Origin of the sequence: Bordetella genomosp. 12, from assembly GCF_002261355.1 — a bacterium.
In the GTDB taxonomy this organism is placed as follows: Bacteria; Pseudomonadota; Gammaproteobacteria; order Burkholderiales; family Burkholderiaceae_B; genus Bordetella.
On the sequence record NZ_NEVU01000003.1, the window covers coordinates 549,095 to 561,870 of the forward strand.

Sequence of the window (12,776 nt, forward strand, 5' to 3'; positions counted from 1 at the left end):
TCAGGCGGTTTTGCGCGCCTGGATGGCGATCCACTGCGCCAGAATGGCGCCGATCGCAAACGCCAGGCCCGCGCCTATCCACGGCCCTTGCGCCAGACCGGCATCGAGCAACAGCCCGAAACCCAGGGGGCCCAGCGCCGAGCCGACATCCATGCCCGAGTACACCAGGCCATAGACCGAGCCAGTGGCGCCTTTGGGCGTCACCCGACGGATGAGCATGTCGCGCGAAGGGGCCGCCACGCCCGCGCAAAACCCGGCCACACCGACCACCAGGGCGGCTAGCGAGGCCGGCACCCAGCCCATGGCCAGCACCACCAGCGTCAGCCCCGCCATGAGCAAGGCCGCCGTCACGGTCCGTTCGGTGCGCGGCGTGGCAGACACCAGAAAGCCGCCAGCCGCCATGCCCAGTGCCGAGGCCAGCATATAGCCCGACAACGCGGAGCTGGCGGTCACCCGCGACAGGTCATACAACTGGCCCAACAGCGGGATGGTGTAGTTCTGCACCGAAGACAGCGCGATCGAGGTGAAGGCAAAGAACAGAAAAGCCCCCCAAAGCGCGGGCCGCGCCAGCAGCGCGGTCAGGGTCTGCCAGGCGCTGGGCTGCGGTGCCGCCGCGGTATCGGCATCGCGCGACGGGTTGGGCGCGCCCAACAGATCGCGGCCCAGCACCGTCAGCAGCAAAATGAACGCGATCAAGGCGGCCGCGGAAAACGCCGCCACGCGCCAGTTGGCCAGCAAGGTGATGGTCGTGATGAACACGGGCGTCAGGGCCCAGCCCAGATTGCCCGTGAGCCCATGAACCGAAAAAGCGTGGCCCAAACGCGCCGGACTCACCCGATGGTTGATGATGGAGTAATCGGCAGGATGGAAGATGGAATTGCCGACCCCGCCGATGGCGGCGGCCAGCATCAACATGCCGTAACCCGTGGATGCGCCGATCACGATGGCCGACAGCACGAAGCAGGACAGCCCGAACCAGAGCACGGGACGCGCGCCGATCCGGTCCACGATGAATCCGGAAGAAGCCTGGCCCAGGCCGGACACGACGTAGAACACCGACACCAGCAGGCCCAGGCGGGCAAAGTCCAGACCGAACTCATTGCCCAGGGACACATAGAGCGACGGCAGCACCAACTGGAAAAAATGCGAGCTGGAATGCGCCACGCCGATCAGCAAAATGATCTGCCAGTCGCGGCGGCGCAAGTCGGGGGAATCGGATACTGCGGTAGCGGTGTTCATGCGGAAGCAGAGCCAGCAAGGGCCCCTCGAAAAAGTCTCCGGTCTGTGGCGGCGGTGCCGCCACGCTCATCGGGCCGCTTCGGCGGCCTCTGTAAATAGGCAAGGGCGGCGCCCCGGCGCCGCCCTTGCCGACCTGGCTCGCTCAGCCCGCTTTCTCGCGGATCGCCGGCCAGGCGCGTTGCAGGTAATACAGCATCGACCAAACCGTCAGCACGGCGGCCACGACGATCAGCCAGTCGCCCACGCGGCGCATGTCGATGCCCCAAAGCATCTGGTTATAGAGCAGGCAGGGTATGGCCACCATCTGGGCTGCGGTCTTGAGCTTGCCCAGCCGGTGCACGGCCACGCTGGCGCTGGCGCCGATCTTGGCCATCCATTCGCGCAACGCCGAAATGGTGATTTCACGACCGATGATGATGAGCGAGACGAAGGCATCGACGCGGCTCAGATCCAGCAGCACGATGAGGGCGGCGCACACCATCAGCTTGTCGGCCACCGGGTCCAGAAAGGCCCCGAAAGCGGAGGTCTGATTCCAGCGGCGCGCCAGCCAGCCATCGAACCAGTCGGTCAGCGCCGCCACGATGAAGGCCACGGCGGCCATCGTATCGCGCACACTTACCGATATCCAGGTATCGGGCAAATAGAACAGCCCGACCACCAGCGGAATCATGGCGATGCGCAGCCACGTCAGAAAAATGGGAACGTTTATCGGCATAGTGCCCCGTATGCTACATCAGCCGCGACACGCCCGCCTGTCATCCGTGCAAAGCGTCGTAGATGCGCTGGGCCAATTCTTCCGAAATGCCTTCCACCGAGGCCAGATCCTCGACGCTGGCAGACGTGACACCCGACAGGCCGCCAAAGCGCGCCAACAGGCGTTGGCGGCGCTTGGCCCCGATGCCCTCGATCTCTTCGAGCCGCGAAATATTACGGGCCTTGGCGCGTTTGGCGCGCATACCCGTGATCGCAAACCGGTGGGCTTCGTCGCGCACCTGAGCGATCAGCATCAACGCGGCAGACTCCTTCCCCAGCGCGACCGGCTCGCGCCCGTCGGCAAACACCAGCGTCTCCAACCCGACTTTGCGCCCTTCTCCCTTGGCCACCCCTACCAGGGTGGCGATATCCAGTCCCAATTCTGCGAATACTTGCCGAGCCACCTCGACCTGCCCTTTGCCGCCATCGATGAGCACCAGGCCAGGCATGGGCGCCTCGCCGTCGGCCACCTTGGCAAAGCGGCGCGTCAGGACCTGCCGCATGGCGGCATAGTCGTCGCCGGGTGTGATGCCCACGATGTTGTAGCGCCGGTAAAGCGAGGGCTGCATGTCGTGGTGCAGAAAGACCACACAGGAAGCTTGCGTGGCTTCGCCCGCCGTGTGGCTGATATCGAAGCACTCGATGCGCAACGCGTCCAGCGCGGCCTCGTCCGTGTCCAGGTTGAGCGTTTCGGCCAGCGTCAGCGTGCGCGCGGCACGCGCGCCCGATTCGGTCAGGGCCCGCGCCAACGCCAGCTCGGCATTCTTCTGGGCCTGGTCCAGCCATGCGCGTCGCACCCCCTGCGGGCGGGTGAGCAGCCGGCAACGGCTTGCGCCCTGCTCGCCCAGCAGGCCGATGAGATCCGGATCGGGCAAGGCATGCGAACACACCAGCACCGGCGGCAGGGCACTGCCGGCGTAGTGTTGCGCGACGAAGGCCTCCAGTACCTCGGCGGCCGCCTCGCCTTCGGCGTGCGAGGGGAAAAACGGCTTGTCGCCCAGATGCCGCCCGCCGCGCACCATGGCCAGATTGACGCAGACCTTGCCGCCGGCTGCGGCCACCGCAATGATGTCGGTGTCTTCGCCGCCCACGTTCTCCATGGTCTGCTGGTGCAGCACCTTGGATAGCGAACCCATTTGATCGCGCAGCGCCGCGGCCTCTTCGAAACGCAGCTCGGTCGAGGCCTGCAGCATGCGCGCCTCGATCTCGTCCATGACCTCGCGGGCCTCGCCATTGAGAAAACGGGCCGCGCGCTGGACGTCGCGCGCGTAATCGGCGGCCTCGATGGCCTGCACGCAGGGTCCGGAACATCGCCCGATCTGGTAGAGCAGACAGGGGCGCGAGCGGTTGGCAAACACCGTGTCTTCGCAGGTGCGCAGCCGGAACACCTTCTGCAGTATCTGTATGGTCTCGCGCACGGCCCAGGCATTCGGATAGGGACCGAAATACTGACCACGCTTATTGGTCGCGCCGCGATAGTAGGCAATGCGCGGCCAGGCATGTCCAGTGATGAGCAAGTAGGGATAGGACTTGTCATCGCGAAACAGAATGTTGTAGCGCGGGTGCAGACTCTTGATGAGGTTGTTCTCAAGAATCAGCGCCTCGGCTTCCGAGCGGGTGACGGTCACCTCGACGCGCACGACCTTGCCTACCATCTGCGCAATGCGCGGGCTGGACAGGGTCTTCTGGAAGTACGACGACACGCGCTTCTTGAGATCGCGCGCCTTACCGACGTACAGCACCTCACCGGCGGCATCCAGATGCCGATACACACCGGGCAGGTGCGGCAGATCAGCCAGAAACGATTTGAGATTGAAGTCGTCGGGCATGCTGATAACGTGAATCGGCCTGCAGGCCGTCCCAATCCGGGCTGGAGAAGGCGGGCATCAGGCGGCGGATACGGGCGACCGACTCGGGCGCGAGCTGGACATCCAGACGTCCCAGCAACTCGTCGGCCAGATCGGGCCGGTTGCACACGAGCACCATGTCGCAACCTGCGCCCAGCGCAGCCTGGGCCCGCGCCAGAATGTCGCCCGCCACCGAGGCGCCTTCCATGGTGAGGTCATCGGAAAACACCACCCCGTCATAACCCAGTTTGCCCCGCAATATCTCGCTGACCCAGCGGCGCGAAAAACCCGCCGGCTGGCTGTCGACCTTGGGATAGATGACGTGGGCCGGCATCACCGAAGACAGCACGCCATCGCCCAGCCAGCCGTAAGGCGCGGCATCTTCACGCAGGATCTCGGTCAGCGAGCGCTTGTCGACCGGAATCTCGTGATGCGAGTCAGCCTGCACGAAACCATGCCCGGGGAAGTGTTTGCCGCAAGCTGCCATGCCGGCCAGGGCCAGCCCCTGGATCAGTGCGCGCGCCAACATGGCGACCACGCGTGCATCGCGATGGAAGGCCCGGTTGCCGATGACTTTACTGACGCCATAATCCAGATCGAGGACCGGCGTGAAACTCAGGTCCACGCCGCAGGCCCGCAACTCGGCGGCCAGGACATAACCGGCTTCGGTCGCCAGCCGCATGGCCAGCAGCGGATCCCGATCCCAGACCTGACCCAAAGCGCTCATGGCCGGCAGGGCCGTGAAGCCGTCTTCACGGAAACGCTGTACGCGTCCGCCTTCATGATCCACCGCGATGAGCAAGGGCTCGCCGCGCACCGCATGGATCTTGCGCGTGAGCGCCGTCAACTGGGCGCGGTTCTCGAAGTTGCGCGCAAACAGAATGACCCCGCCCACCAAGGGATGCCGCAACCGGTCTTTCTCTTTCTTGGTGAGCGTGGTTCCGGCCACATCGACCATGACCGGACCTGGCGGCAACTTGTGGTGTTTCTTGGATTTCGACATCAAACCATCCTCAGGTGTGACTGGCCGCGGCCCGGGATTCCACGATCACATAGGCCGCCGCCATGTCGGACTCATCGGTGATCGAGACATGAGCCGCGCCAAAACGCTGCTCGAACCAGGGCAGCAAGGCTGCATCAATGACTAATACGGGCCGCCCGCCAGGGGCATTGAGCGTCTGCACGCGGTTCCAGGTCATGGGCATGCGCATGCCCAGACCGATAGCCTTGGAAAACGCTTCTTTGGCGGCAAAGCGGGTCGCCAGAAAACGGATGCCACGCGCCGGATCACGGGCGCTACGCGCGCGGAATTTCGCCATTTCCTGCGGGCCAAGTATTTTTTCTGCAAAGCGCTCGCCATGGCGCTCCAAGGCGCGGGAAATGCGATCGACGCGGATCAGGTCCAGGCCGATGCCGGCGATGGCGCCGCTGGGGGGGCTGAGAGAGACCATGGCATAACCGAAAAAGCGCCGCGCGCGAAGGCGCTGCAATAGCGAAATCATACGCGAGCCCGGCCCGCGTCACATGGCGGGTGCGGGCCATGCAAAAGGGCCGCCCCATAGAGCGGCCCTGCGCCTGAAACGGCGGCCTAGCGGCCGCGAGCCTGGATCATCAGCGCCTTCATGTCGCGGATGGCCTTCTCCCAGCCGTCAAAGATGGCCTGGGCCACGATGGCATGACCGATGTTGAGCTCGGAAATCCCATCGATGGCGGCGACGGCCTGGACATTGCCGTAATGCAGCCCATGCCCCGCATTGACCCGCAAGCCATGACGCAGACCTTCCTTGACCGCGGCCTGGATACGCAACAGTTCGCGGCCGGCAAGCTCACCGTCCGCCTCGGCGTAAGCCCCGGTATGCAGCTCTATCACCGGCGCCTTGGCACGGGCGGCCGCCGCGATCTGGGCGTCGTCCGGATCGATGAACAACGACACCCGGATGCCGGCCTCGGTCAGCAGGGCCACGGCATCGGCCACTGCGTCAAACTGGCCCAGGACATCCAGCCCGCCCTCGGTCGTCAGCTCGGCACGCTTTTCGGGCACCAGGCAGACATCGTCGGGTTTGACCGCGCAGGCGATCTCCAGCATCTCGGGGGTGAGCGCGCACTCCAGATTCATGCGCGTGCGCAGCCTGGGACGGATGGCGTAGACATCCGCATCCTGAATGTGGCGGCGGTCTTCGCGCAAATGCAAAGTAATGACATCCGCGCCGGCATCCTCGGCCCGCACGGCCGCCTCCACCGGATCGGGATAAAGGGTGTGGCGCTGCTGACGCAGCGTGGCCACGTGGTCGATATTGACGCCGAGTTCAATCATTGCGGTTGCGTGGTCGTGGGTTGAGCCTCGGGCGTTGCGGTGTTTTCCAGCCAGCCGCCGCCCAGGGCTTTATAGAGTTCGACGCGATTGATGAGCGAGGCCAGGCCGGCCTGCACCAGCGCGATCTGCGCATTGAACAAATCCACCTGCGCGGTCTGCACCTGCAGATAGCTGTCTATCCCGCTGGTATAGCGCATGTTGGACAGCTCGAGCGAGCGCGCCGACGAGGCCTGCAAGCCGCGTTGCGCGTCCAGCTGGGCACCGTAGGTCGCCTCGCCGGCCAGGGCATCGGCCACCTCGCGGAAGGCCTGCTGAATGGTCTGCTCGTACTGCGCCACGGCGATGTTGTCGCGCGCCTTGGCCAGATTCAGGCCTTCGATGAGGCTGCCGCCGGCGAACAAAGGCGTCGAGATCTGTGGCGAGAAGCTCCAATAGCCTTGGCCGCCCTTGAACAGCGTATCCAGCGAGGGGCTGGCCACGCCCAGCAGGCCGGTCAGCGAGATCGTCGGGAAGAAGGCCGCGCGCGCCGCGCCGATATTGGCTTTGGCCGCGCGCAGCTGATTCTCGGCAGCCAGGATATCGGGCCGGCGCTCGAGCATGTCCGATGGCAGACCGGCCGGCACCGTGGCCAGAATCTGGTCACGCCCGAACTCTGCCGCCGGCGGCAGATCCGCCGGCAGGCTGGGCACGCCCAGCAGAACGACCAGCGCATTGGCCGCTTGCGCGCGCGTGCGCGCCAGCTGCGCCAGATCCGACGACGCCGAATCCAGCAGCGAACGCGACTGATTCAGATCGAGCTCGGAGGCCACGCCCCCATCGAACCGCGTCTTCACGAGGTTGTAGGATTCCTGCCGCGATTGCAGCGTTCTGCGTGTCAGCTCCAGCTGCACATCGGCGGCGCGCAGATTGAAATACGACTCCGCCACCGCGCCAACCAGCGTGATGTGTACCGATCGCTGGGCTTGCTCGGTCGACAGATACTGTTGATAGGCGGCTTCCGACAGATTGCGCAGGCGCCCGAACAGATCGATTTCGAACGAGGTCAGCCCCAAGCCGGCCTGATACTGGCTGCTGATGGAAGAGGAGTCCGGGCCGCCCGTGCGCATGTTCTTGGGCAAGTGCTGGCGCGTGCCTTGCGCACCGGCGCCGATCGACGGCCATTGCGCGGCGCGCTGCACGCCGTACTGCGCGCGCGCGACCTCGACGTTCTGCACCGCCACGCGCAGATCACGGCTATTTTGCAGGGCCAGCTCGATCAGGGCTTGCAGCCGCGGATCGCGGAAAAAGCTGCGCCAGCCCAGATCGGCGGCCACCGTCTCGGCGGGCGCCGCCACGGCCACGGCCGGCTGCGTACCGAGCTCGGTGGGCCGTTCGTAGCCGCCGTAGCTCACCTTGGGTTGATCTGGCCAGTCGGCGCGCACCGGCGCCTCGGGGCGATGGTAGTCCGGCGCCAGCGAGCAGCCAGCCAGGCCGGCTGCCAACAGCACCAGGAAACCGCGCTTATACATCAGGGCCGTCATTCCTTGTTCTCCTGACCGCCTTGGTTTTGGGTCGTGCCTGCCGGCTTGTCGTCTTCGGCTTTTTTGGCTGCCTGCTCGGCCTGGAAGGCGCGCAACTCGGCACCCAGCAGGCGCGGACGGGTCTTGACCAGCTTCATGACGACCACGAAGAAGGTCGGCACGAAAATCACCGCGAACGGCGTGGCCGCGAGCATGCCGCCCAACACACCGATACCCACGGCACGCTGGCTGGCGGCGCTGGCCCCGGTGGCCAGCGCCAGCGGCACCACCCCCAGGATAAAGGCCAGCGAGGTCATCAGAATCGGCCGGAAACGCAGGCGTGCCGCCTCTACCGCCGACTCGTACAGGCCATTGCCGCGCGCGTACTGATCCTTGGCGAACTCGATGATCAGAATGGCGTTTTTGGCCGCCAGACCGATCACGGTCACCATCCCCACCTGGAAGTACACGTCATTGGACATGCCCATCAGGCTGACCAATCCCACGGCGCCCAGCATGCCCAAGGGCACCACCAGCATGACCGACAAGGGGATGGCCCAGCTTTCGTACAGGGCGGCCAACACCATGAAAACCACCAGCAGGGCCAGGGCCATCAGGATCACGGCTTGATTGCCGGCCAGACGTTCCTGGTAGGACAGGCCGTTCCATTCGTAGCCAAAGCCGGCGGGCAACTGCCCGACCAGACGCTCCATCTCCGCCATGGCCTCGCCCGTGGAGTGCCCCGGCGAGGCATCGCCGCCGATACGCACGGCTTCGTAGCTGTTGTAGCGCACCACCTGCGTGGGGCCCTGCGACCACTTGGCCGTCACGAATGCCGACAGCGGCACCATCCCGCCATCTTTGTTGCGGGCGTTGAGCGCCAGCACTTCGTCCATGTGCATGCGGTAGTTCGCATCGGCCTGCACCCAGATGTTCTGCATGCGCCCCATATTGGGGAACTTGCTCAGGTAGGCCGAACCGATGGCCGTGGAGATGAGCGCGGAGGCCTCCGAGAAGTCCACGCCCAACGCCGCGGCCTTATCGCGGTCGATGTTCAGCGAGAGCTGCGCCCCCGGCCCCAGGCCGGTAATACGCACCTGCGACAGGATGGGACTTTGCATCGCCAGGCCCATCAACTGCCCGGTCGCCGCGGCCAGGGCCTCGGTGCCGGAACCGCTGCGGTCCTGCAAGCGGAAGTCAAAGCCCGCGGCATTGCCCAAGGAGGAAATGGCCGGCGGCACCACGGTGAACACCATGGCGTCCTTGATCCCCATGAACAGGTGCTGGAAGGCCGCCCCGGCGATCGCCTGGGCCGAATCCTGCGCGCTCTTGCGATCGGCGAAGTCCTTGAGCGTAGTGAACACCAGCGCCGCGTTCAGGCCGTTGCCGTTGAACGAGAACCCCTGCACGGCCACGATGTTCTGCGTGGTGGGCAATCCCTTGAAGTAATGCTCCACCTGCTCGATGACTTCGATAGTGCGGTTGGCCGATGCGCCCGCCGGCAGCTCGATGTTGCTGATCACATAGCCCTGGTCCTCTTCCGGCAGGAACGCCGAAGGCAAGCGCATATACAGCCAGCCCAGCACGACCACGAGCACGGCGAAGATCAGCATCATGCGCCCGCCCTTGTGCAGCACGCGCGAGATCCAGTCCTGGTAATGGTGCGTGGTCGATTCGAACTTGCGATTGAACCATCCGAAAAAGCCCTTCTTCTCGTCATGATGGCCCTTGGGGATGGGCTTGAGCAGCGTCGAGCACAACGCCGGCGTGAAGCTCAGCGCCAGGAAGGCCGAGAAGAAGATGGACACCGCCATGGCCACGGCAAACTGGCGATAGATCACGCCGACCGAGCCGCTCATGAAGGCCAGCGGCAGGAACACCGCCACCAGCACCAGCGTGATGCCGACGATGGCGCCGGTGATCTGCGGCATGGCCTTGGCCGTGGCTTCCTTGGGCGGCAGGCCCTCGGTGGCCATGATGCGCTCGACGTTCTCGACCACCACGATGGCGTCATCGACCAGAATGCCGATGGCCAGCACCATGGCGAACATGGTGAGCACGTTGATGGACAGCCCCAGCGCCAGCATCACCGCAAACGCGCCCATCATCGCCACCGGCACCACCAGCGCCGGAATCAGCGTGTAGCGCACGTTCTGCAAGAACAGGAACATCACGAGAAACACCAGCACCATGGCTTCGATCAGGGTGTGGATCACTTTCTCGATGGACACCTTCACGTAGGGCGCGGTGTCATACGGGATTTCGTACTTGATGTTGTCCGGGAAGTACTTCGACAGCGAAGCCATTTCCTTGCGGATGCCTTCGGCCGTCTCCAGCGCGTTGGCGTCCGGCGAGAGCACGACGGCAAAGGCCGCCGTAGGCTGGCCGTTCAGGCGCGCACCGAACTGGTAGTTGTCGGCGCCGACCTCGATGCGCGCGACGTCGCGCAGCATGACCCGCGAGCCATCCGTATTGGCGCGCAGCACGATCTTGCCAAACCCTTCCACCGTGCTCAGCTGGCCGTTGGCCGTGACCGTGGCCGTGACCCGCACGTCCTTGGGGTTGGGCGGCGCGCCGATCGAGCCGCCCGAGATCAGAACGTTCTGCGCGGAGATGGCCTGATTGACCTCCTGCATGCTCATGTTGAAGCCGACCAGCTTCTGCGGGTCGATCCAGATGCGCATGGCGCGCGGCGCGGCGAAGAGCTGGAACTGGCCCACGCCCGGCACCCGGGAAATCGGGTTCTTGATGTTACGCGTGATGTAGTCGGCCAGAGCGGCCTGATCCAGCGTGCCATCGGTGGACGACAGCGTCACGAACAGCAGGAAGCCGGCGCTGGTCTGCTCATATTGCAGGCCTTGCTGCGTCACCGCCGACGGCAGTTGTGCCGTGACGTTGGAAATCCGGTTCTGCACGTCGACCTGGGCCAGATCCGGATCGGTCCCCGGACGGAACGTCGCGGTGATCTGCGACTGACCATTCGAATCGCTGACGGACTCGTAATACAGCAGGCCTTTGGCGCCGTTGAGCTCGTCCTCGATGATACTGGTCACCGTTTCGGCCACTTCCTGGGCCGAAGCGCCAGGATAGGTCGCGGTGATGGAAATGGCCGGCGGCGCTACGTCGGGATACTGCGAGACGGGCATATTGGGGATAGCCAATATGCCTGCCATGAGAATGAATAGCGCAACAACCCAGGCGAAGATGGGTCTATCAATAAAAAATTGCGGCATGTGGGCTGACTCTGAAAGCGATGCTCACGAACGAGGAACGCGGCTTGCGCCGCGCGCCGCTTAGGAGTTGGGTTCCTTTTTGGCCGGCGCCTGCCCGTCTGCGGGCTTGGCGCCAGGCTGACCGGCTGCGCCGGCCTGGCCCTTGCCATTGGGGTTCCAGGGCGATGTCTGCACGGGCGCGCCCGGGCGGATTTTCTGGAACCCTTCGACGACCACAACGTCACCGGCCGACAGGCCGCTGCTGATGATCCACTGGTTGTTCAAGGACGAACTGGTGCTGACGGCCACCTGCTGAACCTTGCCGTCCTTGACCACCATCAGGCTTTGCAAGCCATCCGCCGTACGCTGCAATGCCTGTTGCGGCACGAGCAGCGCCTTGTCGTCCACGCCCTCGTCGAGCCGGACGCGCACATACATGCCCGGCAGCAGCACCTGATCGGGGTTGGCGACTTCGGCCCGCAGATTGACGTTGCCGGTCGACGGATCCACGGTGATGCCGGTAAACAGCAACTTGCCGGGCGATTTGTAGACCGAACCATTCTCAAGAATGATGGACACCCGTGCGGCGTCGGGGCCCAGCTTCTGCAGCTGACCCGAGGCGAAGGCCTCGCGCAGGCGCGCCAGCTCCGAGGTGGACTGCGTGAAATCCACGTACACCGGATCGAGCTGCTGCACCACGGCCATTTGCGTGGCCGAGGTCGATTCGACCAGCGCGCCTTCGGTGACCAAGGGCTTGCCAATGCGGCCGGTGATGGGCGAGGTCACATCCGTGTAGCCAAGATTGATCTTGGCCGACGTCTGCGCCGCGCGGGCCGCCGCCACGGCGGCATCGGCCTGACGGAAGCTGGCGACAGCGTTGTCGTACTCCTGCTTGCTCACGGCATTGGCCTTGACCAAGGGCGCATAACGATCGGCCAACAGCTTGGCGCTGTACAGATCCGCCTGCGCCTGCTTGAGCTGCGCAGTGGCCTGGTCATAGGACGCCTGATAGGAGGCGGGATCGATCTTGAACAGAACCTGGTTTTCTTTGACGTCGCCGCCCTGCTCGAACAGGATTTTCTGCACGATGCCCGTCACACGGGCGCGAATCTGTGCATCGCGCACCGCATCGACACGGCCCGGCAAATCGGACACGATCGACGCCTTCTGGGGCTGCACCGTCACGACCGCAACCTGCGGCAAACTCTGGCTTTGTTGCGGCTTCTCGCCGCAACCGGCCAACATCCAGCCAAGTGCTACAACGATGCCCAGACCCGAGACACGCTGAGGTGAAAAACGCATGGATCCCTCACGGAGTGAAAACACGTCCCCCACACTGGCGCGCTTGCGCGATTGTTTTGTTGATACGGAGGGGGTCGCGGACCCACGTAATGTAGCCTACTTTTTGAGGGCAAACCCTCATTTTCTGCGGAAAATGGTGGGCAAAATGCTGGCTTGCGCGCGCGGCGCCGCCGACGGGCCAGCCCGGCCCTCAGCAGGGCTGAACCTGCAATTGCCCGAGAAAGACATATCCCATGCCGTGCACCGTATGCAGGGGCAACTCGGCGCCCGCTTCGCTGACTTTTTTGCGCAAGCGGCTGATGGCCACATTGAGCGTGCGCAAGTTGGATCCGGGCAGGATCTTGCTCAGCACCACGCGTGACAACTCCCGGCCAGGCGACTCGGCGATCGCCTGAAAGCAGACGCGCTCCAGAGAGGTGAGACTGATGCGTATCCCCCGGGGCGTGCCCAAGACCCAACCGCGATACAGCAGATACCAGGTCTCGCCAGAGTCGGCCGGTATTACCTTGGAAGAGAACGAGACCTCGGTCGACGGGCCGGAAGCAGGGAAATGGTGGGCCATGGCGGTATGAGGAAGGGATGCGGCAGGCGCGACAATCGCGCGACAGCT

Annotated in this window: 10 protein-coding genes; all 10 read right to left on the reverse strand. The window is 64.6% G+C overall.

What is annotated here, in order from left to right; translation table 11 throughout:
• Complete coding sequence (locus tag CAL22_RS14700) at positions 1–1,239, reverse strand: MFS transporter (protein ID WP_094814478.1); 1,239 nt, start codon at positions 1,237–1,239, stop codon at positions 1–3.
• Between the two features lie 142 nt (positions 1,240–1,381).
• Positions 1,382–1,954: a CDP-diacylglycerol--glycerol-3-phosphate 3-phosphatidyltransferase gene (gene pgsA / locus CAL22_RS14705; protein WP_094814480.1), complete on the reverse strand. Its 573-nt coding sequence runs from the start codon at positions 1,952–1,954 to the stop codon at positions 1,382–1,384.
• Positions 1,955–1,994: 40 nt separating this feature from the next.
• Positions 1,995–3,821, reverse strand: coding sequence for an excinuclease ABC subunit UvrC (gene uvrC / locus CAL22_RS14710; protein WP_094814482.1), 1,827 nt, complete (start codon positions 3,819–3,821; stop codon positions 1,995–1,997).
• Positions 3,784–4,842 carry a beta-N-acetylhexosaminidase gene (gene nagZ, locus CAL22_RS14715; RefSeq protein WP_094814484.1) on the reverse strand — a complete coding sequence of 353 codons (1,059 nt, stop codon included), beginning with the start codon at positions 4,840–4,842 and terminating at the stop codon, positions 3,784–3,786. The genes uvrC and nagZ overlap by 38 nt, the downstream gene beginning before the upstream one ends.
• 10 nt (positions 4,843–4,852) lie before the next feature.
• Positions 4,853–5,290, reverse strand: a complete 438-nt coding sequence (gene acpS / locus CAL22_RS14720) for a holo-ACP synthase (protein ID WP_094816651.1) — start codon at positions 5,288–5,290, stop codon at positions 4,853–4,855.
• 137 nt (positions 5,291–5,427) lie between these two features.
• On the reverse strand, positions 5,428–6,153 hold the full coding sequence (locus CAL22_RS14725; RefSeq protein WP_094814486.1) for a pyridoxine 5'-phosphate synthase: 726 nt from the start codon (positions 6,151–6,153) through the stop codon (positions 5,428–5,430).
• Positions 6,150–7,673, reverse strand: a complete 1,524-nt coding sequence (locus CAL22_RS14730; protein WP_094814488.1) for an efflux transporter outer membrane subunit — start codon at positions 7,671–7,673, stop codon at positions 6,150–6,152. Before CAL22_RS14730 ends, CAL22_RS14725 begins: the two co-directional genes overlap by 4 nt.
• The gene (locus CAL22_RS14735; protein ID WP_094814490.1) at positions 7,670–10,885 is read right to left on the reverse strand and encodes an efflux RND transporter permease subunit; all 3,216 of its coding nucleotides are present in this window, start codon (positions 10,883–10,885) and stop codon (positions 7,670–7,672) included. Before CAL22_RS14735 ends, CAL22_RS14730 begins: the two co-directional genes overlap by 4 nt.
• 60 nt (positions 10,886–10,945) lie before the next feature.
• The gene (locus CAL22_RS14740) at positions 10,946–12,166 is read right to left on the reverse strand and encodes an efflux RND transporter periplasmic adaptor subunit (protein ID WP_094814492.1); all 1,221 of its coding nucleotides are present in this window, start codon (positions 12,164–12,166) and stop codon (positions 10,946–10,948) included.
• A 190-nt stretch (positions 12,167–12,356) separates the two neighbouring features.
• Positions 12,357–12,728 carry a helix-turn-helix domain-containing protein gene (locus tag CAL22_RS14745; protein WP_094814494.1) on the reverse strand — a complete coding sequence of 124 codons (372 nt, stop codon included), beginning with the start codon at positions 12,726–12,728 and terminating at the stop codon, positions 12,357–12,359.
• Between the last annotated feature and the right edge of the window lie 48 nt (positions 12,729–12,776).